The 23,207-nt window shown below is 51.8% G+C and carries 21 protein-coding genes and 5 pseudogenes; 17 read left to right on the top strand and 9 right to left on the bottom strand.

What is annotated here, in order from left to right; translation table 11 throughout:
• Positions 1–10 precede the first annotated feature (10 nt).
• The 4 genes and pseudogenes from tnpA (KDW_RS30630) to KDW_RS30640 all read left to right on the top strand — a co-directional run bounded on the left by tnpA (KDW_RS30630) (position 11) and on the right by KDW_RS30640 (position 3,369).
• Positions 11–403 carry an IS200/IS605 family transposase gene (gene tnpA, locus KDW_RS30630; protein ID WP_233097718.1) on the top strand — a complete coding sequence of 131 codons (393 nt, stop codon included), beginning with the start codon at positions 11–13 and terminating at the stop codon, positions 401–403.
• A gap of 59 nt (positions 404–462) precedes the next feature.
• A pseudogene (locus KDW_RS36550) lies at positions 463–842 on the top strand (RNA-guided endonuclease TnpB family protein); the annotation flags it as partial.
• 93 nt (positions 843–935) lie between these two features.
• On the top strand, positions 936–1,943 hold the full coding sequence (locus KDW_RS30635; RefSeq protein WP_503826631.1) for a zinc ribbon domain-containing protein: 1,008 nt from the start codon (positions 936–938) through the stop codon (positions 1,941–1,943).
• A gap of 514 nt (positions 1,944–2,457) precedes the next feature.
• Complete coding sequence (locus tag KDW_RS30640) at positions 2,458–3,369, top strand: hypothetical protein (protein ID WP_151759681.1); 912 nt, start codon at positions 2,458–2,460, stop codon at positions 3,367–3,369.
• Here the strand turns inward: KDW_RS30640 and cutA are convergent.
• The 4 genes from cutA to KDW_RS30660 are packed head-to-tail and all read right to left on the bottom strand — an operon-like array spanning position 3,306 to position 8,561.
• Positions 3,306–5,756 carry an aerobic carbon-monoxide dehydrogenase large subunit gene (cutA, locus tag KDW_RS30645; RefSeq protein ID WP_151759682.1) on the bottom strand — a complete coding sequence of 817 codons (2,451 nt, stop codon included), beginning with the start codon at positions 5,754–5,756 and terminating at the stop codon, positions 3,306–3,308. The genes KDW_RS30640 and cutA overlap by 64 nt on opposite strands.
• A 39-nt stretch (positions 5,757–5,795) precedes the next feature.
• The gene (locus tag KDW_RS30650; protein ID WP_233098041.1) at positions 5,796–6,344 is read right to left on the bottom strand and encodes a (2Fe-2S)-binding protein; all 549 of its coding nucleotides are present in this window, start codon (positions 6,342–6,344) and stop codon (positions 5,796–5,798) included.
• Positions 6,345–6,357: 13 nt separating this feature from the next.
• Positions 6,358–7,236 carry an FAD binding domain-containing protein gene (locus KDW_RS30655; protein WP_162005768.1) on the bottom strand — a complete coding sequence of 293 codons (879 nt, stop codon included), beginning with the start codon at positions 7,234–7,236 and terminating at the stop codon, positions 6,358–6,360.
• A complete protein-coding gene (locus tag KDW_RS30660) occupies positions 7,233–8,561 on the bottom strand; it encodes an amidase (protein ID WP_151759684.1) in 1,329 nt (442 codons plus the stop codon). Before KDW_RS30660 ends, KDW_RS30655 begins: the two co-directional genes overlap by 4 nt.
• Before the next feature lie 222 nt (positions 8,562–8,783).
• Here KDW_RS30660 and KDW_RS30665 point away from each other — a divergent pair, with 222 nt between their 5' ends.
• The 10 genes and pseudogenes from KDW_RS30665 to KDW_RS36560 all read left to right on the top strand — a co-directional run bounded on the left by KDW_RS30665 (position 8,784) and on the right by KDW_RS36560 (position 16,897).
• Complete coding sequence (locus KDW_RS30665) at positions 8,784–9,593, top strand: cyclase family protein (protein ID WP_151759685.1); 810 nt, start codon at positions 8,784–8,786, stop codon at positions 9,591–9,593.
• Between the two features lie 137 nt (positions 9,594–9,730).
• Positions 9,731–10,141, top strand: a complete 411-nt coding sequence (tnpA, locus tag KDW_RS30670; protein WP_151755659.1) for an IS200/IS605 family transposase — start codon at positions 9,731–9,733, stop codon at positions 10,139–10,141.
• A gap of 26 nt (positions 10,142–10,167) precedes the next feature.
• Positions 10,168–11,675 (top strand): annotated as a pseudogene (locus KDW_RS30675) (zinc ribbon domain-containing protein).
• A gap of 229 nt (positions 11,676–11,904) precedes the next feature.
• Complete coding sequence (locus tag KDW_RS30680; RefSeq protein WP_151759686.1) at positions 11,905–12,210, top strand: response regulator; 306 nt, start codon at positions 11,905–11,907, stop codon at positions 12,208–12,210.
• The gene (locus KDW_RS30685) at positions 12,207–13,187 is read left to right on the top strand and encodes a PAS domain-containing protein (RefSeq protein WP_162005770.1); all 981 of its coding nucleotides are present in this window, start codon (positions 12,207–12,209) and stop codon (positions 13,185–13,187) included. Before KDW_RS30680 ends, KDW_RS30685 begins: the two co-directional genes overlap by 4 nt.
• Positions 13,136–13,396, top strand: coding sequence for a PAS domain-containing protein (locus KDW_RS32470; RefSeq protein WP_503826632.1), 261 nt, complete (start codon positions 13,136–13,138; stop codon positions 13,394–13,396). Before KDW_RS30685 ends, KDW_RS32470 begins: the two co-directional genes overlap by 52 nt.
• Entirely contained in the window at positions 13,363–14,943 is a 1,581-nt protein-coding gene (locus KDW_RS30695) for a sensor histidine kinase (protein ID WP_151759689.1), read from the top strand. Before KDW_RS32470 ends, KDW_RS30695 begins: the two co-directional genes overlap by 34 nt.
• 517 nt (positions 14,944–15,460) lie before the next feature.
• A complete protein-coding gene (locus KDW_RS30700; protein WP_151759690.1) occupies positions 15,461–15,670 on the top strand; it encodes a hypothetical protein in 210 nt (69 codons plus the stop codon).
• Between the two features lie 13 nt (positions 15,671–15,683).
• Positions 15,684–15,883, top strand: a pseudogene (locus tag KDW_RS36555) (glycoside hydrolase domain-containing protein); the annotation flags it as partial.
• 348 nt (positions 15,884–16,231) lie between these two features.
• Positions 16,232–16,897: a beta-sandwich domain-containing protein gene (locus tag KDW_RS36560; protein WP_503826633.1), complete on the top strand. Its 666-nt coding sequence runs from the start codon at positions 16,232–16,234 to the stop codon at positions 16,895–16,897.
• 33 nt (positions 16,898–16,930) lie between these two features.
• Here the strand turns inward: KDW_RS36560 and pdxR are convergent, their stop codons facing one another.
• Both pdxR and KDW_RS36500 read right to left on the bottom strand, forming a co-directional pair.
• Complete coding sequence (gene pdxR, locus KDW_RS30715; RefSeq protein ID WP_443092593.1) at positions 16,931–18,220, bottom strand: MocR-like pyridoxine biosynthesis transcription factor PdxR; 1,290 nt, start codon at positions 18,218–18,220, stop codon at positions 16,931–16,933.
• Positions 18,211–18,444: pseudogene (locus KDW_RS36500) on the bottom strand (GntR family transcriptional regulator); the annotation flags it as partial. The gene pdxR and the pseudogene KDW_RS36500, both read right to left, overlap by 10 nt.
• A gap of 228 nt (positions 18,445–18,672) precedes the next feature.
• Here KDW_RS36500 and KDW_RS32115 point away from each other — a divergent pair.
• From KDW_RS32115 to KDW_RS34665, 3 genes are read left to right on the top strand one after another with little or no spacing between them, the layout of a single operon-like run.
• The gene (locus KDW_RS32115; RefSeq protein WP_162005772.1) at positions 18,673–18,846 is read left to right on the top strand and encodes a hypothetical protein; all 174 of its coding nucleotides are present in this window, start codon (positions 18,673–18,675) and stop codon (positions 18,844–18,846) included.
• Positions 18,828–19,064 (top strand): hypothetical protein, encoded by a 237-nt coding sequence (locus tag KDW_RS34660; protein WP_233098047.1) that lies wholly within the window; start codon positions 18,828–18,830, stop codon positions 19,062–19,064. The genes KDW_RS32115 and KDW_RS34660 overlap by 19 nt, the downstream gene beginning before the upstream one ends.
• Positions 19,016–19,291 carry a LysE family transporter gene (locus tag KDW_RS34665; RefSeq protein ID WP_233098045.1) on the top strand — a complete coding sequence of 92 codons (276 nt, stop codon included), beginning with the start codon at positions 19,016–19,018 and terminating at the stop codon, positions 19,289–19,291. Before KDW_RS34660 ends, KDW_RS34665 begins: the two co-directional genes overlap by 49 nt.
• Before the next feature lie 89 nt (positions 19,292–19,380).
• Here KDW_RS34665 and KDW_RS30730 read toward each other — a convergent pair whose 3' ends face one another.
• The 3 genes and pseudogenes from KDW_RS30730 to KDW_RS30745 form a co-directional block, all read right to left on the bottom strand.
• Positions 19,381–20,022: a chloride channel protein gene (locus tag KDW_RS30730; protein WP_151759696.1), complete on the bottom strand. Its 642-nt coding sequence runs from the start codon at positions 20,020–20,022 to the stop codon at positions 19,381–19,383.
• A pseudogene (locus KDW_RS30740) lies at positions 19,929–20,947 on the bottom strand (chloride channel protein). Before KDW_RS30740 ends, KDW_RS30730 begins: the two are co-directional and overlap by 94 nt.
• Positions 20,948–21,513: 566 nt before the next feature.
• Complete coding sequence (locus KDW_RS30745) at positions 21,514–22,836, bottom strand: radical SAM/SPASM domain-containing protein (protein ID WP_162005775.1); 1,323 nt, start codon at positions 22,834–22,836, stop codon at positions 21,514–21,516.
• Between the last annotated feature and the right edge of the window lie 371 nt (positions 22,837–23,207).

Here is a 23,207-nt window from a genome sequence, read left to right on the forward strand (position 1 = left end):
GACGAGTACATTGCAGTATCAGCGTGACGAGCACCGCGTCCATCTTATTGTGTATCATCTCATCTGGTGTCCTCGTCGTCGCAAAGCCATTCTTACGGGTCCCATCAAAGAACGGTGTCAACAGATACTCGAAGAGAAATGTCTGGAAAAAGGGTGGAGTATTCTCACCCTGGCGATTCAACCTGACCTTATTCATCTTTTTATCCGCGTCTGGCCTTCTGAAAGTGCCGCTGATGTGGTGAAAGAACTTAAGGGCATCACGTCCTTTCATTTACGAAGGGAGTTCGCCCCTATCATGAAGAAAATGCCTTCGACCTGGACCCGGTCCTATTTTGCCAGCACGGCTGGTGCAGTGAGTGCTGAGACCATTCAACACTATATCAATGCGCAAAAAGGAATCTAGCGGGGAGGAAGGGAGGGAGTCATCGCATGGCAAAGGCAACGAAAACCATCACACAAGCAATGCAGTATCCATCCCGGTATGCTGCCTGGTTTACGACCACCCAGGCATTGTTCAACACAGTGGCTTCCTTCTACTTTGAGGTCATCACAGCTCACGAGCAGGTGCTGTTGCTTTCCTCACACAAAGCCTTGCATGCCCTTGAGACATTGACCCATGCGACGGAAGAGAACCCCGATCCGGTGATGCCGCTCGATGCCATTGCTCCTCAGGTTCCTGCCCTCTTTCGCCGTGCCGCTATTCACGCGGCTCTTGGCTCCGCCCATGCCTTTGAGACGAGCTTGCAGAAGTGGCGTGCGCGCAAAGAGAAAGCGGCCCTCAAAAAGAAGCGTTTCACCGAGCACCCCCGGTTCCCCCGCGGACCTGGAATCGGTCGCCGACGTTCTACAAGGGCCAGTGGAAAGGGCGCACTGCGTCCTCCATTCTTCTCAAGCTCTGGACAGGGGCGAGGTGGATCTGGGTCAACGTTCGGCTCTTGAGCCGTGACCTGCCCGATGGCTATGAGCCCGGGAGTCCGTCGCTGGTTCGCCATGGCTCACATTGGCGGTTGCATACCCCGGTCGAAAAGACCTTCACCAGTCCGGGGAAGGTGGCTGTGCAACTGGCTCATGCCCAGACACGCATCTGTGCCATTGATCTCAATCTCGACCATCATCTGGCGGTCTGTACCATCCAAACAGCCGACGGCTCGACCGTTGCCACCACCTTTCTCAGTGGCGGCAAACGCGTAAATGGCCGTAGGAAGTGGCTGCTTGGTCGTATCGCCCGCAACCGTCGTAAGACGGGTATCCTGGCCGAAAACGAACCCGATAATGTGGCATTATGGGAGAAAATCCGTCATGTGGATGAGCAGGTGGCACACCTGATCAGTGCGCGCATTGTCCACTTTGCTCGTCAGCATCAGGCGAGTGTGCTGGTATTTGAACACCTGGGCAACCTGAAACCCCAAAAAGGCCGCTACAGTCGCCGAGGGAACAGCAAACGAGCCTTCTGGATGAAGGGGCGTATATTCACCAATGCCAAATATAAAGCGTGGAACGAGGGCATGATCACGAGTCGGGTGAACCCGCGCAACACGAGCCGCGAATGCGCCCGTTGTCATGGCCTGATTGTGCGCTACCATGCCAAGCAGGGGCCCGAGCCAGCAGGCTACACCCCTGGGGCACCATTGGCCTGGTGTCCTGCGTGTGGCATGAAGGGCCATGCCGATCGCAATGCGAGCGTGGTCATTGGTCAGCGTTTGCGTACACGGGTTCACCATCAGGAAAAGCCTCGCGCTCCTCTCCTGGGTACAGGAGAGAGGGATGAGAAATCATCAGGTGTTGTCCGTTCCCAAGACGCCAACAGCAAAGGTGGCCCATCGCGCCGCCGAGCACGGAGGCACGGAACGGGCAAGGGGCATGGCACCGCCCATGAGGATCACGCCAGGATGGTGGCGCCCTCAGCTATTCCTCGCCCATTACCTCTGTTCAGTGAGTCATAGCAACGCTATCTATCTCGAACAGTGGCGTACGCAGGAGTGGAAGAAGCCGCCGCCCCTTCAGGGCGTGCGGAGTGTCACGAGATTGCAACCTATGTATATTTCTTCCTGCATGGCAGACGTGTCCAGCCAAAAGCGCCAGCGGCAGGCTCTATGAGCCCGAGCCAGCGTTTTACAAGTCCCAATCAGCGCTCCTTCCATTCAAATCAGCAATTTTAATTCTGTCGTATTTTCCTTTGGGGGAGTGGGAGTTTTTTCCCGATACGGCGCAGATGGCACAGGCGAGAAAGCCTGAAGGCCATCTGCGCCGTATCTTTATATTCCGCTGAATAGCGCATCTATCGGGAGTGCGTTACGGAACTTATTTCTGTTTCTGTATTTGTCTGGAAAATTTGTTGATTATAGATGTTATTTCTGTCCGGTTTTGCACCGTTTCAAATGTTATTGTAATGAGGGTAATATCAACAAAATATCGATAAGCCTTTACATAATAATTGGAAGTGGAGAATCAAGGAAGATGTTTACAACAATGCTCCAGGCTACACAGCGAATATTTCAGGGTATGCGCAATGCAATGCGTCGTCGAGTATGGATCCTTCTGCTTATAGTACTTATCATTTTTAGTGGCACCTGGCTATTGTTTTATCATTCCTCATCAGCAGCCAGTATACTGGGGACTTCAGCGGCGATCGGTGCTGTTGGTCCGATGAGGACCGTTACGGCCCAGAAGAATGGTATCGAGGAGTCCATGCAAATAACACCGGGTCCCTATTTCCTGAGTGAATTGCTTGAAGTACGCTTAACATTAACCAACCACAACAAGACACCTGTTATGGTTGCGGGAGTGCTCGCGAACTCTCCGTGTACTGGAGCGCTTGGTGTATATGTTACCGGTGGCAGTAAGCCGGAGTATCCTTTACCGGTAGATGGTGCTTTTATGAGTTGTCCTCCCCCGATGCCATCATCGTTGAATCCCGGGCAGACAGTCTCGATCCTCCAGAATTTTCCTCTGACGATGAGTGGGCCGATGAGATTAGCGTTTGGTGTCCGATTTATGCACGTGGTCAAAAATAAGCAAGCTAACCAGGATGTCTATACCAATTTTGATCCGCTGGATGGCCATGCGCCTGCTTTATCTATTGTTATAGCGCCGAAGGTGCCAGAGGATCGTGTGATTTCGTTACAATGGATCGGTTCGCAGGTGCATGTTGCTGCACCGGAAGAAGCTCATATGAACTTTCGCTATTTCTATACATGCAGCAATTTCATCCCTATCAATGGAGAACTTACAGAAACAGGAAATTTTAGCTGGCAGCCATTTTCCCAGAGCTTTTTGCAACTTCCGCTCTGTTCAGGAGCAGTGAGTCAATGGCAATTTTCCGTGGGCGCGCCAGGTTTCTCTGTTGCCAATGGCAATACGGCCTTGTGACACCTCGCTTCTTGTAATAGTTCATGCAAGCGGCACGGGTGCAGTGGCATCTCGCGGATGCGGATGTGCCAGGGTGAGAGTGCGTCATCGAGGGCCGATGCAAAGAGGGCCGCGACGGGAATAACGCCGGCTTCACCGACTCCTTTCATGCCAAGTGGATTGAGCGGTGATGGCGTCTCGATGTGCTCGACGGTGATGTCCGGGATCTCGGCGGCGGTTGGGATCAGATAATCCATAAAGGTTGAGCTGAGCAATTGGGCTGTGTCATCATAGACTAAGCGTTCAAAAAAGGCGCCGCCGATGCCCTGCGCTACACCACCATGGACCTGTCCTTCTACGACCAGTGGATTGATCAGGTGGCCACAGTCGTGGACCGCTACGTACTTTATGAACGAGACCATACCAGTGGCCGGATCGACCTCAATGATCGCTCCATGCACACCGCTGGCAAAGCTTCCATGCGGTGGACTATAAAATCCGTCGGCTTCCAGTCCAGGGGCGTCACGTTCGGGTGGTAAGGCGGGTCCTGGTCGTGCGGCCGCCAGGTTCATTGCGGCCAGCGTGCGTGCACTTTCACCATAGGTATAGCGCAACGGGTTGGCTTTAATGGCTAGCTGTCCTAATGTCAGTGCGCGCTGAGGTGCTCCTTTGACAAACACCTTGCCCTCAGCCAGTTCTATGTCCTCCGCTGACGCTTCAAATAGCTCAGCCGCCAGCGCCTGTATTTTTTTACGTACTTTGACGGCAGCCAGGTGTACTGCCGAACCAGCCACCGTGGCGGCCCTGCTGGCAAAAGTTCCTACGCCCCAGTTGAAAGCCTGTGTGTCTCCGGTGGCGACCAGGACCGCCTGCGGCTCAATCCCGAGTTGATCGGCCACGATCTGTGCGAAAACTGTCTGGTGGGACTGTCCCTGCGAGGTAACGCCGGTAGCAACAAAGACGCGGCCATCGGGTTCGACACGCACATGGGCTCCCTCGTAAGGACCAATCGACGTGCCCTCAACATAATAGCCGATGCCGAGTCCGAGGTAGCGACCCTGTACGCGGGCCTCGGCCTGGCGCGTCGCAAAGGTATCGTAATCGAGGGCAAGCTTGAGCTTATCCAGGGCCGCCTGGTAGTTTCCGCTATCATAGCGAGTTGGCCCGCCGTCCTGGTACACCAGACCCACGTCCCAGGGAAACTCATCGGGACGAATAAAGTTGCGGGCGCGTACCTCCAGGCGATCCATCTGCAATTCAAGGGCGATCCGATCCATGATACGCTCCATCACAAAAACAGCATGGGGACGGCCAGCACCGCGATATGGACTGACCGGGACTTTATTGGTATAGAGGGCCTGGCAATCGCTGGCATAGTGCTTGAGCCGATAGGGACCTGGCAATGAGCAAGAAGTGATAATGGGAACAATAATACCGTAAGGGGTATAGGCTCCTGTATCATGGAGAAATACGTCGCGCACCGCGAGCAGCACTCCCTGGTCATCGAAGGCGTATTCTACCTCGTGTAGCTGACCGCGTTCCTGGTTGGTCGAGATAAAGTTCTCGCGCCGATCCTCAATCCACTTGACTGGTCGGCCCAGGCGCATGGTGGCAAACGGGGTCAGGATCTCCTCAGGATAGAAGAGCATGATTTTGGCGCCAAAGCCACCACCAACATCCGGGGCAATCACACGTACTTTGTGTTCTGGCAGATGGAAAATCGCCGCCAGTCCATTGCGAATAGGTATGGGGGCTTGCGTGGATATCCAGCAGGTAAGCATCTGCTCATAGTGATCCCAGCGCGCTACGATCCCGCGACACTCCATCGGCATCGCCGCGCCCCGTTCCATCTGTAATGTTTCGCGGATGACATGGGGTGCATTGGCCAGTACTTCATCAGGATTGCCTACGCTTTGTAGCAGGTGAGCCGCGACATTGCCCTGGACGTCTTCGTGCACGAGTGGAGCATCTGGCGCGGAGGCAGTCGCCAGACTATGAACAACGGGTAACGGCTCATACGCTACGTCGATCAACTCCAGCGCATCCTCGGCAAGATAGCGGCTATCCGCGACAACAAACGCCACGGCTTCTCCCACATAGCGTACCTCGTGAAGGGCGAGGGGAAGTTGTGTACGAGGGTGTGTCAGTGCCGGATGCGGTATCAGCAGCGGCGATGGTTCCAGCACCTCACCCAGGTCAGTGGCGGTAAGAACCAGGTGCACGCCTGGCAAGTTGCTGGCCGCCTGCGTATCGATACGCACAATCTTTGCGTGTGCGTAAGGACTACGTAACACTGCCGCATGCAGCATTCCCGGCAAGTCAATATCATCGACATAGAGGCCCTGCCCCCGGAGAAGACGGGGATCTTCATTACGCTGAACAGGAGCGCCAAACCAACGTGTAGCCATGTCTCCCCTGCCTTTCATCAGATTCTACGGGTTTTAGTCCTACTTATTATTTTCATTCCTGGAATGTGTTGTTTCTTGATCGGCCAGATACACGGCCGCGCATTTGACCGCCGCCACGATATTTTGATAGCCGGTACAGCGGCAGAGGTTTCCAGAGAGTCCATGGCGGATCTCTTCCTCGGTTGGCATGGGATGCTCACGTAGCAGTGCATGCACCGAGACAATGATTCCCGGCGTACAAAAGCCGCATTGCAGCGCATGCTTTTCCTGGAATGCCTGTTGGATGGGATGCAGTGGTTCCTGGGATGAGGCGAAACCTTCAATCGTGGTGAGATCCATGCCATCGGCCTGCACCGCTAGCATCAGGCAGGAACGAACGGCCTCACCATTGAGCAGTATGGTACAGCAACCACAGACGCCATGCTCGCAGCCAACATGCGTACCCGTGAGGTGCAGTTCATGGCGCAGGAAATCTGAGAGCAGCAAGCGTGCCGGTACACGCCGTTCATAGTGCTGCCCATTCACGGTCAGGCTAAGTGAGCACATATCATGTAAGGCCGGCATGGATGTTTGCTTGATCGTAACCATCGATGACCTTTCCTTAACTTCTGTTCTGACAGCGTTGCCAGGCAGTCCTCAGTACGCGTCTGGTTGCCTCGGCCGTCAGCGCGCGACGATACGTCGATGTCGCATGGATATCGCTGAGATCGTCCTGGACCAGACTCTCTGCTGCATGTGCGGCGGCTTGCAAGATTGCGTCGTCAAGGGTTGTACCTATCAGCATCTGTTCAATCTCATAGCCGCGCACAGGGGTTGCGGCAATGCCAAAATAGCTGATGCGTGCCGACTGGCATGTTCCCGCTGGTGTTGGCACCACGACCGCAATTGCTCCCGCCAGTGCGTAGTCGCCAGCACGGCGTGTGAACTCAATACAGGCCCAACCAGCCTGTGGAGGCAACCAGGGCAACCTAATTTCCGTGACTATTTCTCGGGCATCCAATGTCGTCGTGAGATAATCTGTAAAAAACTGTTCGGCTTTGATGATCCGTTCGCCAGTGCTACTGCGGGCCACAATCTCACCATCCAGGCAGCAGAGCAGTGCTGGCAACTCCGCGGCAGGATCAGCATGGACAATACTGCCCGCCAGGGTGCCGCGATTACGAATCTGCATATGTCCGATATATGTTATGGCCTCTATTAAGAGAGGATGTCGCTGCCGCACTACTGGAGATTGCTCAACGCTACGTTGACGCACAATCGCTCCCACTGCGAGATGGTTCTCCCTGGCATCAATATAATCCAGCGCGGCCACGCGGTTGATATCGACCAGGTAAAGTGGAGCGACCAGGCGCACATTCAAGAGCGGGATCAGACTTTGACCACCCGCTAATATCTTCGCATCCGTACCACATTGGTCTAACAGCCCCAATGCCTCATCCAACACGCCCGGCGCACAATATTGAAATTGCGGTGGTTTCATGCCTTGCAATCCTCTATCTGTACTTTGTTCGCCAGTATATCCGCCATCGGAGCCACACATGCCAGAACCTGCTCATCGGCCATCGCCGCGCCCACGCACTGCAAGCCGAGCGGCAGTTTATTTGTTGCCAGACCCGCTGGAACTGTAATCGCCGGTAGCCCGGCATAGGTCCAGGGCAGGTTCATCAGCGGACTACCGGTCGAGTCTAAGCCCTCGGGTGCCGGACCCTGCGTTGCCGGACTGACCCAGAGGTCGATGCCTGCCTCGTGCATCAGCGCATCTAAAACCTCGCGCAACATGGCGCGACCTTCACGTCCCTGCGCAAGTTCTTCGTCACTCACCGTTTGTCCTTCACGCAGCGCGGCCAGCGTGCGCGGTCGATAGAGTGTTTCGTAGCGTGAGAGCCAGGGAGCATGTACCTGAGCCATTTCAGCAAACACCATCCGCATATGCAGACGATTGATCCTCTCAATATCAGGGAAAACAGATATGCGACGTATGCTATAGCCAGCTTTTTTCAGGAGCGTGAGTTGATCTTCGAAGGCGCTCAGGGCTTCGGCAGAGGCCTGAGCCAGGTATGGTCCATCAGGAACACCGAGGACAGGTAATTTCTCAACCGAGACGCTGTACTCACTGCGCCAGTCACGGCAGAGCAATGGTGCAACCAGGGAACAGTCGGCGACATCTTGCGTAAAATAGCCGATATGTTCGACGGAGTCAGCACATTGAACCAGACCATCAGTAGGAATACGGCCATAGGTTGGTTTGAAACCCACAATGCCACAGAAGGCCGCCGGTCGAATTGTCGAGCCAATTACCTGCGTTCCTAATGCCAGTGGACAGAGTCCTGCGGCTACCGCAGCCACTGAACCGCTACTGGATCCACCAGGAGTATGGTTGAGATTATGCGGATTGCGCGTTTCCCCTGGCTCAAAATAGGCAAATTCCGTGGTTACTGTCTTACCAAGGATACAGGCACCCGCCGCCTTGAGCATATCCACACACGAAGCTTCGGGACCGATGAATAATTCCACCGGCAACCGTGATCCCGCCCTGGTAGGAAAACCATCGACCCGAAAGGTATCTTTGATCCCAACCGGAATAGCATACAGTGCCGGGCGGCTTTCGGGATCAGGAAAACGCTGTTGCAACGCAGCGATGTCAGCTTGCAAGCGACCACGACGGTCCTTCTCCGGCAGTAGCGCGTGCAACTGTGGATCAAGCGTATCGATGCGTTCGCAGATGCGCTCGATGTATGTAAACGGATCCAACTGACCACTACGTAGTGCCGCTGCGGTTGCTGTCAGTGATGTGGAAAGAATCAATGGCTGGCCTCCTCTTTACTACTACATCTAGCATACAAAGATACAGAAGCGATTAAAGTATCGTACGCTGGCTAAATAAGTAGACAGGTATAAATTGTACCATATGAAAATGTAAAGGAAGAGAAAGATGATATACTAATAAAGTATATCACTCGCAGTGAGTGTTGTAATATTTAAAAGCGTTTCGATGAGCGCAAGCGCTAGGCCAGAGGAGGGCATGAGATGAAGCCAATTGATCTAAGTAACATGCGTGTGCTTGATCTCTCACAAAACTGGGATATGCATACCCCGGGTTTCGCAACCTACGAGGGACCGACGATTAAATGGGTCAAACGAGTCGCCTTTGACAAGGTTGGTGGTCAACATATTTCATCCACGCTGCACGTTGGGACGCATCTGGATGCGCCGCTACACTTTATCACCAATGGGCAAGACATTGGCAGCATTCCCCTGGATAAACTGGTCGGTCCGGCCGTCGTCGTGGATCTTGAAGCCCTGGGTATTGGTGACTACGATATTTATACCTCGGCCCATTTTGAGCAATGGGAGCGCAAAACAGGACTGCACATCCAGCCCAACGATATCGTGGTTGTCCACACCGGCTATCACAAATATTATCCCAGTAACTGGTATGGGGAAGCGCAACCAGATGAAACACGCTACTTCATCAAGCATCCTGGCCCGACACGCGAGTTTGTCAACTGGGTCCTGGAGCGCCAGATCTCCTGGTTTGCCATCGATGCAGGCTCAATGGATCATCCCATGAATACCGTCATTCGCAAGGTGCGGCCGGACCTGGCGGCAAAGTGCGCGCAGAAACTGGGTCAACCCCTTGAAGAGATCTGGCCCGACGACGACCTGCAAATCATGCACTATGATATGTTCCCGCATGGCGTCTTCCACGTCGAGAATGCCGGCGGCATGATTGATGAAGTACTCGATCAACGCATCTGGCTCGGCTGTTTCCCCTGGAAGTTTAATGGCGGTGAAGCAGCTTTCTGCCGCCTCGTCGCATTTGTCGAGAATCAATAACAAGCTCGACTGGCTTGTGACATAAGCGTAACCCGCCGCAAGCCGCTGTGGTTTGAACCCAGGCGGATAGGCGGGTTTCTCGTGGGCTTTAGCCCTCGCTTGTTGCAATATCGTCTTTTCTCCTGTATACTGCAACAATGGAAAAGACGAGTACATTGCAGTATCAGCGTGACGAGCACCGCGTCCATCTTATTGTGTATCATCTCATCTGGTGTCCTCGTCGTCGCAAAGCCATTCTTACGGGTCCCATCAAAGAACGGTGTCAACAGATACTCGAAGAGAAATGTCTGGAAAAAGGGTGGAGTATTCTCACCCTGGCGATTCAACCTGACCATATTCATCTTTTTATCCGCGTCTGGCCTTCTGAAAGTGCCGCTGATGTGGTGAAAGAACTTAAGGGCATCACGTCCTTTCATTTACGAAGGGAGTTCGCCCCTATCATGAAGAAAATGCCTTCGACCTGGACCCGTTCCTATTTTGCCAGCACGGCTGGTGCAGTGAGTGCTGAGACCATTCAACACTATATCAATGCGCAAAAAGGAATCTAGCGGGGAGGAAGGGAGGGAGTCATCGCATGGCAAAGGCAACGAAAACCATCACACAAGCAATGCAGTATCCATCCCGGTATGCTGCCTGGTTTACGACTACCCAGGCATTGTTCAACACAGTGGCTTCCTTCTACTTTGAGGTCATCACAGCTCATGAGCAGGTTGCTTTCCTCACACAAAGCCTTGCATGCCCTTGAGACATTGACCCATGCGACGGAAGAAAACCCCGATCCGGTGATGCCGCTCGATGCCATTGCTCCTCAGGTTCCTGCCCTCTTTCGCCGTGCCGCTATTCACGCGGCTCTTGGCTCCGCCCATGCCTTTGAGACGAGCTTGCAGAAGTGGCGTGCGCGCAAAGAGAAAGCGGCCCTCAAAAAGAAGCGTTTCACCGAGCACCCACCGGTTCCCCCGCGGACCTGGAATCGGTCGCCGACGTTCTACAAGGGCCAGTGGAAAGGGCGCACTGCGTCCTCCATTCTTCTCAAGCTCTGGACAGGGGCGAGGTGGATCTGGGTCAACGTTCGGCTCTTGAGCCGTGACCTGCCCAATGGCTATGAGCCCGGGAGTCCGTCGCTGGTTCGCCATGGCTCACATTGGCGGTTGCATACCCCGGTCGAAAAGACCTTCACCAGTCCGGGGAAGGTGGCTGTGCAACTGGCTCATGCCCAGACACGCATCTGTGCCATTGATCTCAATCTCGACCATCATCTGGCGGTCTGTACCATCCAAACAGCCGACGGCTCGACCGTTGCCACCACCTTTCTCAGTGGCGGCAAACGCGTAAATGGCCGTAGGAAGTGGCTGCTTGGTCGGATCGCCCGCAACCGTCGTAAGACGGGTATCCTGGCCGAGAACCAACACGATAACGTGGCATTATGGAGAAAATCCGTCATGTGGATGAGCAGGTGGCACACCTGATCAGTGCGCGCATTGTGCACTTTGCTCGTCAGCATCAGGCGAGTGTGCTGGTATTTGAACATCTGGGCAAGCTGAAACCCAAAAAGGCCGCTACAGTCGCCGAGGGAACAGCAAACGAGCCTTCTGGATGAAGGGGCGTATATTCACCAATGCCAAATATAAAGCGTGGAACGAGGGCATGATCACGAGTCGGGTGAACCCGCGCAACACGAGCCGCGAATGCGCCCGTTGTCATGGCCTGATTGTGCGCTACCATGCCAAGCAGGGGCCCGAGCCAGCAGGCTACACCCCTGGGGCACCATTGGCCTGGTGTCCTGCGTGTGGCATGAAGGGCCATGCCGATCGCAATGCGAGCCTGGTCATTGGTCAGCGCTTGCGTACACGTGCTCACCATCAGGAAAAGCCTCGCGCTCCTCTCCTGGGTCCAGGAGAGAGGGATGAGAAATCATCAGGTGTTGTCCGTTCCCAAGACGCCAACAGCAAAGGTGGCCCATCGCGCCGCCGAGCACGGAGGCACGGAACGGGCAAGGGGCATGGCACCGCCCATGAGGATCACGCCAGGATGGTGGCGCCCTCAGCTATTCCTCGCCCATTACCTCTGTTCAGTGAGTCATAGCAACGCTATCTATCTCGAACAGTGGCGTACGCAGGAGTGGAAGAAGCCGCCGCCCCTTCAGGGCGTGCGGAGTGTCACGCAAGCTGAGTAAAGAAACTCGTTGTATCCTATCCGGTCACATGGTGCGTCAAAGAAGAAGGGAACATGTGCTTTTTCTATTGACGCGGGAAATATACCTGTCTGGTACATACAAGGCTGCCATTCTGCCTCAGGAGGCGGAGTAACATTGATGGATCCACCACAGCAGAGGAATATCTTGATCATTGATGACAACCTGGAGGATCGTGTGGCGATACGCCGTTACCTCTTAAAGGATTGGAGGATCAGGTTTACCATTCACGAGGCAAGCAATGGGCGTCAGGGGTTGTCGCAGTGTCAGAGCCTTCAGTTGGACTGTGTGCTCTTAGATTACAACTTACCCGATATGACTGGTACTGCATTTCTTGATCATCTGCGTATCAAGCCCGATCAACCTTTTTTGCCTGTTGTTGTCTTGACGGGGGTGGCAGCGAAACGATCGCGGTGCAGTCGATGAAACGTGGTGCCCAGGATTACCTCATTAAAGAGCAACTCACGCCAGAACTTCTGCACTATGCGATCACCAATGCGATCGAAAAAATGTCGATGTCGCGGCAGATGGAAGAGCAGCGGCTTGAACTGGCGCGTCAGCATCGTGCCTTCCAGATGCTGGCGGAGAACGCACCAGACATTATTGCGCGTTTCGATTCAGACTTGCGGTATTTGTATGTTAATCCGGCCATAACGCAGGCAACGGGGTTCGCGGCGGAGAGCTTTGTGGGGAAAAGCAATCGTGAGGCAGGGATGCCAGAAGATCTCTGTACCATCTGGGATGAATGCCTGAGAGAGGTGTTCGCAACAGGACAATTTAAGCAACTCGACTATATTTTCCCCTCCCCTTCAGGAGAACGTTTCTACCAGTCGCGTCTCGCTCCCGAGTTTAATGCTGAGCGGCAGGTGATCTCGGTCCTCAATATCAGTCGTGATGTCACCGATCTTAAGCGTACTGAAATGGCTTTGCGCGAGAGTGAAGCGCGCTTGCGCATGGCGTTTTCCGTCGCCAAAATGGGAACCTGGGATTGGGATATTAGCACCGGAAACCTGCGCTGGTCTGAGGAGCACGAAACAATATTAGGTCTGCCAGCAGGAACCTTTGGGGGGACCTACGATGCTTTTCTCGCTCTGGTTTATCCCGATGACGTTGCCAATATTGCCAAAAAGATCCAGCAAGCACTGGACCAGCATACAGAGTACCAGATTGATTTTAGGATGTATGGTGCGGATGACAAGCTTCATTGGACCACTGGCCGTGGCAAGGCACCTATAATGATGTCGGTCGTCCCACACGCATGCTTGGTATTGTACAGGATATTACAGAACATAAACTGGCAGAGCAACAGGCCATCCAGCATGCAAATGATCTTGATGTCCTTATTGATGCGATCAATGATAGCCTCTTCCTCTTTGATGCGGATGGAAAGGTGCTACGGTTGAATCGAGCGGCTCGGGAACTCCTGGATGTTCCAGGAGGAGAACCGGATGAGCAGTTATTCCTTCAGCAGATTTCCGTCTTCGATGAACATGGATTACCGCTGTCACTGGCACAGCGGCCAACTGCACGCGTCCTTCGGGGAGAGCACCTGGGGGGCCAAATCCGGCGGAAGTTCGCATGCGTCGCTCGGATGGACGTGAGCTTCAATTAAGCGTAACCGGAACTCCGCTTCGGAATGATGAGGGAACCCTTACTGGTGCTATTATGGTGGCGCGTGATGTAACAATGCGTCGTCAGTTAGAGCAACGCACCCATACCGCATTGGAAGCCCTCCTTTTGATGGCCGAAAACCTGGTCTCGCTTGCGGGATCCAGTGAGACCGTTCCCCATTCCTTGCTGTATCATCTGGCCGATTTAACGGCTCGTGTGTTGAATGGGAAAGATGTGGTGCTGGCTGTATTGGCGTTTGCGACCGATCAAATCGAATTCGTTGTGCAAACGAGCGAACGTGTTCCCCTGCAAAATTTGCAACCTGGAACGCGACTCTCTGTCACCTTTTCTGCTTCACGGTTACTCAATCAGCTTTCTGCGGGCAATGCTGTTTCCTTTGATATGATTGGGTTACGCCCGAGTGAACGCCCCGGGGGACAGGCGCTGTTGATACCCCTGCGTCTGCGTGGTGTACTTATTGGTGTCATGGCTCTTGCTCCACATGATCCTCAGCACCGCTATCTTGCTGACGAACTCACGCTGGCAGAAGCTGTGGGAAAATTAGTTGCCCTGGTTATTGAGCGGGACCGTCTGTTACGGGAGCGGGAAGAGGCGGTTGCCAGTGAACGTGTTGCGCGTGAAACCAGTCAGCAGATGGATGATTTTATTGGCATTGTGAGTCATGAACTGAAAACACCATTAACCTCGTTACGTGGAAATATCCAGATTGCCAAACGGCAATTGACCCATCTTATCCCTCAGAGCGATGATCAAACCATCCAGATGATCACGATGGTTCAAGGGTTACTTGATCGTGCTGAGCGGCAAGTGATGGCCCAGAATCGTCTGGTTAATGATCTGGTTGATGTGACGCGTATTCGCATGGATAAACTGGAATTGCAACTTACTTCCTGTGATCTGCACCAGATTGTAGAGGAGACCGTAGAAGACCAGCGCCGCCTCACTATGAACCGTACGATCCATGTTGTTGGTTATAAGCAGGAAGTGATGGTACTGGCGGATCCGCAGCGTGTCGGGCAAGTGATCAACAATTATCTGTCCAATGCCCTCAAATATTCAGCTGAACAGACACCTGTAGAGGTCCAACTTGAGATACAGGGATCCATGGTGCGCATCGCCGTTCGTGATGAAGGGCCAGGACTCTCTCAAGAGGTGCAGCAGCATATCTGGGAACGGTTTTATCGTGCCCCTGGCGTTAAGGTGAAAAGTGGCACTGGCGTGGGATTGGGGCTTGGACTACATATTTGTCGCACGATTATTGAGCAGCAAGGCGGAACCGTGGCGTGCAGAGTATCGTGGGTCAGGGATCAACCTTCTGGTTCACGTTACCACTGGTGGCTGCCAGCGGCAATGGACAACACGATGGAAACTATACGTCTGCATCATTTCCTGGGTGATAGTGCGCAATCCTTCTTTACGCGTCAGGCCCGTGGGCACGGCGGGAATATTTGGAGACGAGCAACAGGGGTCCGGTCACAGGAACATTTCCTCTACCACGCACAGAGAGGCGGCACACCAGAAATATGAGCAGCCGGGCCACCGGCTCACTTTTCCCTATATTATTGGGATTGCCCAGAGCAGGCACAACGCTTTCATACCGCACTTGATTCTTTTATAAATGTTATGTTACTATTATGTGTGTATTCAGATAAATAACGTATGTGATTTATTTATCTGTAGCGAACATCGAGTGTCAACACTGAGTTGACGTTTCTCCTGCAAATATGCCTGCTTCATGCTAAAAGGACAAAGGTGACCGACGTACATAGCACACGATCAGGTCAGGAGAAATATCATTCAGTGACGAATTGATGGCACCTGGACTCATTGGAAACGTACCTGTTGGAAAATGCAAATTACGGTTAAGGAGCTTCAAACGACAATTCACGTTATCATCGCATGATCACAGGGAGTGCCAGAATACCTCTTATACATATCAAAAAATCGTATGTGACCACATGTATATATCTTCTATCCATGCGTGCCGCTACATCTCCACAGGTGCATTTCTGTCGTTTGCTGGAACAAGGAGGAGACAGCAATCATGCACGCTCAACGTACAAAATGTACTGTTACCAGTATCATGGTCATCCTGACCACGCTGTTTACACTCTGCCTGACCATACCCGCAGGCCATGTGCAGGCGGCCCCCGCTCCATCGACACCTCCACAGGATCTTGCTCACTTAGTTGACCCATTCACCGCGACTGGTTCCTCGACCAATGGACCCGCAGGTTGGAATGGCCGGAAATGATGATCTTGGTACGATGTCTGCCTGGGATGTCTGGGCGAATCTGGGTATGTTCCGGAGACACCTGGTACCGCCAATCTGGCGCTGGCAAGTCCCCAGTTTCCAGATATCACGATCACACGTCCAACCGGTCAGAAGATCTCCATTCAAGCGCCAGGGATCACAGATAGCAATTATTATGTGCAGAGCCTGAAGGTCAATGGCGCGAGCAGCACTCATCCCTGGCTGCCCGAGTCGTTCATCGCTAATGGAGGCACGCTGCAATACACTGTCGGGAGTACGCCAAACACAACCTGGGGAAGTAGCGCTGCCGATGCACCGCCTTCGTATCATTATGGTGAAATCCCAACGCTTGTCTCACTCAATCCTGGACGCATCACCGTCGCACCGGGCGCGCAGGTACAGGCCAGCATCACGGCCCAGAATATCAGTAACGCTGCAACAACCGTCCAATGGAGCGCAACGCCGCCAGCAGGATTGACCCTTACTCCTGCCTCTGGAAGCTTCACTGTCGCGGCCAACAGCAATGCGCAGCAGTCCTTTACTATCGCGGCTGGCGCGAATATGGCCGAAGGGGTCTACAGTATTCCGCTCACCGCCCAGACCAGTACAGGCGTAAAATTGCCGATCTCTGCCCTCACCGTGGTGGTGGCAAAGCCAGGAAACCTGCTGGGACTCTTCAATAACGCAGGTATCTCTAATGATGGGCAGGGAAATGCTGATTTTGATGGTGATGGCTATAGCTATTCCGCGCAGCAACTTGCTGCGTCCGGCTACAAGCCGGGTGCGACCGTGACCGTCAATGGTACCCAATACCTGTGGCCCAATGTCGCTCCTGCAACCTTTGACAATGTGCAGGTAGCTGGACAAACCATTCAAACGCCAGACGCGAAGGCTGGAGCAACCCATCTGACCTTCCTTGGCAGCGCCACGAATGGACCGTCCTCGGGCAACGTCACGATCACCTATACCGATGGGAGTACCCAGACTGCTCAACTTGGCTTCAGCGACTGGACCCTTGGCGCGGGCAATTCGCAACCATCATACGGTAATGTCGTGGCCGTCAAAACCTCTTATCGTAACGCTGGATCCGGTCAGGATCAGGTGGGAACCTATGTCTTTGCATCTGCGCCGATCGCGCTGAATGCGAGCAAGCAGGTCGCCAGCATAACCTTCCCATCTTCAGTCGATCAGGGAGCACTGCACATCTTCGCCCTGACCGTTTCCTAGTCCGTTCCCTACAACTCGTCCAGAGAGACGCGGTCACCTTTCTTTGAAGAGCAGGCGCGCTGGTTTAACAACTGGCGCGCCTCTTTCTAATCCGGCTTCTTGCTGAATAACGGCTCTTAACCTCTGTGCTCCCCACTCAATCTCCTCGAGTGAGAGTCCACCATACCCAAGCAGGAGACCTTGCCGATCGGGAATATGCATATAACAGGCTTCAATGTTCGTGACGATAACCCTGTGTGTCTGAGCCTCACGAATGATGCGAGCTACAGAGAGGGTGGCATTCAGTTCGAGATAGGTATGCAAGCCTGCCTCTAATCCTTTTAGCGCTGCAAGATGAGCTACAGGTGCCAGCGTTTCATGCAGGCGTGCGCGGCATTGAGCATAGTGCTGCCTCATGCGGCGAATATGTCGTTCCAGATAGCCCTCGGTGAGAAACAGCGTGAGTGCTTGCTGGACTGGCCAGGATACATGGTAGTCGGTGAGCATACTATATTGTTTGACACGCTGTAGCAAGCGGCGCGGAGCAACAAGGTACCCACAGCGCAATGCTGGCGTCACCACCTTTGAGAATGTCCCAAGATAGGCTACTGACGCCCGTTGATCCAGGGAGGCAAGCGCAGGCAGGGGCGGGGCATTGAAGCGAAATTCGCTATCATAATCATCTTCAATCAGCAGCACATCGTTTGCTTGTGCCCAATCTAAGAGCGCAAGTCGCCGCTGTAACGATAGACGTGAGCCAAGTGGATACTGATGAGAGGGGGTGAGATAGATGGCGAGTGGGGCATCTTTACCGGTTGGGAGCGCATCAACTTGAAGTCCATCTTCATCTACTGCGATCGGCAACACTTGCATGCCAGCGGCGAGCAATTGCCAGCGTGCCTGTGGATATCCCGGCTCCTCGATGGCAATGCGATCACCGGCAACCAGACAGGAACGAATGAGCAGATCCAGCGTGCGTGCCGATCCCGTGGTAATCAGCACCTCATCCGGCGTACAGACGATGCCCCGTGAACGTCCCAGATATGCCGCGATAGCTGCGCGCAACGCCAGTTCTCCCTCCGAGGAACTATAATCTGTGGGTGGTGGACATTGAGCCGTCTTTCTCCAGACCGTCTGCCACCAATCGCGAGACTCCTGGGGGATGGTGGTCATCCCTGGACGAAAGGTGATGGTTCGCGCCAGCACAGGTCCTTCATCAACAAGTTGTACAGGCATAGGACGGAGCCAGCGTGGTGCTGAAGATGATGTAGAAACAGTGGTTTGAGATGGCAGGACAAGATCTGGACTGACATAGGTTCCGGCCCATGCCTGCCAATGAGGTATCCTTCTGCAAGCAGGTGGTCATACGCTGTTGCGGTAACCGTTCGTGAGACACCGAGGCTCGTTGCCAGGTGACGTGTTGAGGGAACTGGACTGCCTGCCGGCAGACGCCCGTCCCGAATGGCCTGACGGAATTGCGTCACGAGTTGTTGCGTCAATGGTGTTGAGGCCTGTGGATCAAGTGTAATCGGAATGGCAAGTTCGCTGCGCGCCCGTTGCTGTTTCATAGTCCCCCTCAAAGTGGCCTTTTCTCTTTTCGATAAAGTGGCTATTTTAGCAATACCACTTACACGATATCATAGATGCATATACTGATCAAGATTCGCCACAGAACGGAGGATATCGTGATTTATCGGCTCACTGTTGACCCTCAGAGTTCTGAGCAGTTTCGCGAGTATCGATAATGCAGTTCGACATAATCCCCTCCCCCCATACTTTCAGGAGTAATATTCCCTATGCATTGGACACTGATCATCACAGCGATTGGGCTCGGTATTGCCTATGCCTCCGCGCCGGGTGCCGTTAATACCGAGGCCATCCGTCGTGGCGTTCTTTACGGTGGTCGCTCGGCACTACTGGTTGAAACAGGATCTCTCATAGGTGACTCATTGTGGCGGTGCTCGCTTTGACTGGCACCACATTCCTCGCTCAACATCTCGCTTTTCGCATCGTGCTGGGTATTGTCGGAAGCATCTTTCTGCTCCATCTTGCATGGGTAGCGCTGCATACAGCATTCATTCCCCGCAAACAGGTAGTGGCCTCCCCTCATCTTCACGCGGGCATTTCGCCACAGGTGTCGTGTTTGGACTCGCCAACCCGGTCGGATTGGCTTTTTGGTCAGGGTTAGGAGGGAGTGTCGCCACATCTGGAGCAGTGGGCACGCAGTTTGAGCTCTTCTTTGTTGGTTTTTTTATCGGAGCAACCGCCTGGTGTATTGGCATTGCTACTCTCATTCAATGGGGAAAGCGGTGGGTACAGCCTGCAACCTTTCGTTGGATCAATCTTCTCTGTGGTCTGGCCCTTGGCTACTTCGGCCTGAGCGTCCTTTGGACAACCCTACAGATATGGTTCTGACAATTCACGTCGTCAGTGCATGATCACAGGGAGTGCCAGAATACCTCTTATACATATCAAAAAAGCGTATGTAACCACATGGGTGTATCTTATTCAGTTTGTTTAAATTTAGGCGAATGTGTTCTATTAGGAAGTTGACTTCTGAAAATGGTATTGTTTCCGAGAATTGTTATCGAAATGGATAAAGCAATCATGGCCGGTGCCAGAAGTGAAAGGTTACCGGTCATTTCAGCTAACATAACCATAACTGCAATAGGAGTATGGGCGACTGCTCCAAAGAGAGCCATCATGCCAACCACGACAAATGCGGCCGGCTGTTGCGGCATAAAGGGTAAGGAATGCATACTACTCCATAAAAAAGCCCCTAGAAAACCTCCAATCACCATCCCTGGTCCATGAGTTCCGCCTGCTCCACCAGAACCAATAGATAGGCCCGTAACGAGCATTTTGGCAAAAGGTAGAAGTAAGAGTACCCATAATGGAATCGTAAGTAAATATTTACTATCCATAAACAATTGGACCCAGCCATAACTTATCCCTAGTACCTGCGGAAATACTAACCCAACGAAGCCCACGATCAGTCCACCAATTGCAGGCTTTATCCAGCGAGGTAGTTTGAGATGATGGAAAAGTTTGTTCATACCGTAAAAAGAACTGGCATAACAGATGCCTGTAAAGCCTGCGCATACACCGAGTATCGCATAATAGAGGAACTGGATAGGAGATTGTATCGGGGAATTTGTAGATTACCAAAAATAGGAGTGAAGCCAAAGAAAAAGCCATAGACGGTATATCCGATAGTTGAAGCAATAATTGCAGGTATGAAGACCTCAATCTCTAGATCACGCAAGTAAAGAATTTCTGCTGCTAATAGCGCACCTCCGAGGGAGCTTTAAAAATTGCACCTATACCCGCTCCCATACCAATAGTAACGGCAATGCGCCTATCCTCGGGAGACATATGAAATAATTTGCCTAAAATCGAACCTAAACCCGCCCCAATTTGGGCAACTGGACCTTCTCGGCCGCTAGAGCCACCAGAACCAATCGTAATAGCCGATGCGACCAATTTTATGAGTGGTACGCGAGCCCCAATTATGCCGTTCTTATGATGGATTGCATCAATAACCGCATCCGTTCCATGTCCTTCTGCATCAGGAGCAAATTTGAAAACAAGAAAGCCTGAAAGCAGACCACCCAGGACTGTAACCACGGGTAAAAGCCATAGGTGAGCAATGGGCATTAGTTGGGAAATACCATCCCCATGCGCTTCAGGGGGTAAATATCCAACAATATTTTTCAAGAAAAGATTAGTAAATATGCTGATAGCATAGGAAAGCGTTGCCGCCCCTAATCCTGAAGAGATACCTATTAAACCACCAAATAATAGCCACTTTGCTAAGAAACGCGTACTTTCCAGGCCGCTTATACCTGGTACAGCGGGTTGGAAGATCTCTCTCCAATGGAAAGGAGGAGTCTTTTGTATGGCATTATTTCTTTCGGTATGTGTCTGTGTTTCTACTTCTTGATCTTGCAAGGTTTGACTTTCATCTTGCTGGTCTTGAGCAGTTTGATCCCTGGTTTGGTCATGTTCTACAATATCAGCGATCTCGGAATGTTGTTTATCCTGAGATCTGCCAGACTTTCGAGCTTGCATCTATGCATTCCTTTTCTGTTGTTAAGCTCTATTAATCAAAGTGGTAACGCACATCAGAAATCCTCTAGCTGCCTGAAACTGTAATGCTTAAATCATTGTAGTTTGACATACCTGCGTTACAACTTACTGGTTTGAAATCTGCCCGTTGAGCTTCTTGTGTTTTTCCTCTTTGATTGATGCCATAAACAAATATAATATTCTGGCATTTCGTAAATTGAGCTAAATACCCAATTTGTATAAGTATAAGCCCAGGTATTATCCCCGTCAAGTACCAATAAACTTATAAAGCTTTTAATATCAATAGAGTCAAACTATATTATTAAAAATACTTTTAAAATTATCCATATCGTTAATATTTAATTAATAATATGAAGCTGTAAAAATACAAAAAAACCGCAAAAATATATTTATTACCGATCAAAATTCGTCATGAGCCAGGTAATCTGACGATATAGTAAGGAAGGGTAGTAATAAGCATACTAGCCCTTCCACTCATGAGTATTTTGTTTCCCCTTCTCTGCTCATCAAATTCAAATGAATATGTCAATAGGTATCAAAAGATAGTTTTACAAAACTAAAGAGTGCTCTTCAGTCACTTCATGGATAATGAATGGTTCTTCATAGGCGAGCAGGCGCAGAGCCTCGAGTCGAAGTGCTTCAGGAATAAGTGCCTGGTAGATATTGCAATTAGGCGATTTTATATCATAGCGACCAGTGATTCTATAGGTTAAGAGTGGACAACCGCCGGCGCACCAGTTGCGCCAATTGCATTGCTGGCATCCCTGTTTCTGCTCAACTGGCAGATTTTGAATGCCTGTAAGATCTGTTTTCAATATCTGCAATGGATCATCTTCATCTATTGTCGTGATGGTATGTTTGATATCTGCCTGGCATTTAGCAACTCCTCCATGCTGATCAATCACCAGATAGTTACGCCCTACTCCACATGTCTGTTGGTGAGAATGTGTAAGATCAGCTTTATCGATCAGGGAATTTAGCAGGCTTTGTCTTGGAAGGCGTTGCTCAATGAACGCAAACACGTTCTGCATGGTCGTGATCATTTGAGCATCAGAAAATTGCAGATTATTGGAGGATGGTGAGCATTCATTGTCGCGATAATAGCTGAGAGAGAAAGAAAGATTATACTGTAGAATGTATGCCATCAGGTCACTCAGGCCGGCTAGATTGTGCTGTGAGACGGTAACAAGGATATGGGGAGTTACTTCGTTTGCCAGTAAGCGTGTGATGGTTCGGTCGACAAACTTGAATGAGCCTTTCCCATTGCTAAAGGAACGCTGGCTATCGTGTGCAGCACCAATACCGTCAAGGGAGATTGAGACAGCGATCTTCCGTTTTTTTAGTTGTTCGATCATGCGTTGTGACAAAAAGACGCCATTGCTAAGCAAATGGGCATCAAGTTCGATATTATGAAAGCGGGCCTGATCAATAGCATAGTCATGTATAGCGAAAATGCTCTCGGCTTGTAAGGATGCCTCACCACCAGCATATTTGAGCATAATATGTTTGAACCCCTGTTTTAAGGCTGAGCGAAAGATGGCATCAACAGATTTTCTGGCTGTATCATCAGCCATAATCTCATTTGTTTTACTGATATAGCAGTAATTGCAGCGTAGATTGCACGCATTGGTCACATGAAGCCAGACCGCAAGCGTCTCTTCTTGCTTCCGATTATTAGTCGCAGAAAGCTGGGTATCCTGGAGAAACCCTGAATTATAAAGCAGTGCCGCAAATTGCTCTATGGCCGTTAAAGATTCTATGAAAGTGGCCTCAGCGACCTCAGAAGGAGTATTCCCATCGCGGAATTTTTCTAACACAAAGAAAGCATGGGCATCCAGAACTGCCAGGCGCCCGAGCCTAGCGGGTTGCAAACAAGCCACTTTCCATCCTGGCATGGTCGTATATAAAGTGATGAGGAAAGTTTTAATGTACGATGGCGAATAGTGTGAGCTTCTTCTGTGGACGGAAGCAGACCAGGGGCGACGCGTATCGGGGCTGTACAATCATTTGCTCGTATTGGAGATATGACCGACCTATCCATCCAAATTTTCATTTGATATTCCTATCTATGCTTATTCTCAACTTTGGAAAATGAGCGCCTGTGTTGATCGACGAACTATTAAATTACCTGTAACTATGTCGGTACTTCTTTCACGATCCAACATCGTGATGTTTCACATACCGTTAGGGTAGCATCAACACAATATTAATATATCCAGATCTGCTAAGTCCTGTGAAACCC

Source organism: Dictyobacter vulcani, assembly GCF_008974265.1.
GTDB classification, from domain to species: domain Bacteria; phylum Chloroflexota; class Ktedonobacteria; order Ktedonobacterales; family Ktedonobacteraceae; genus Dictyobacter; species Dictyobacter vulcani.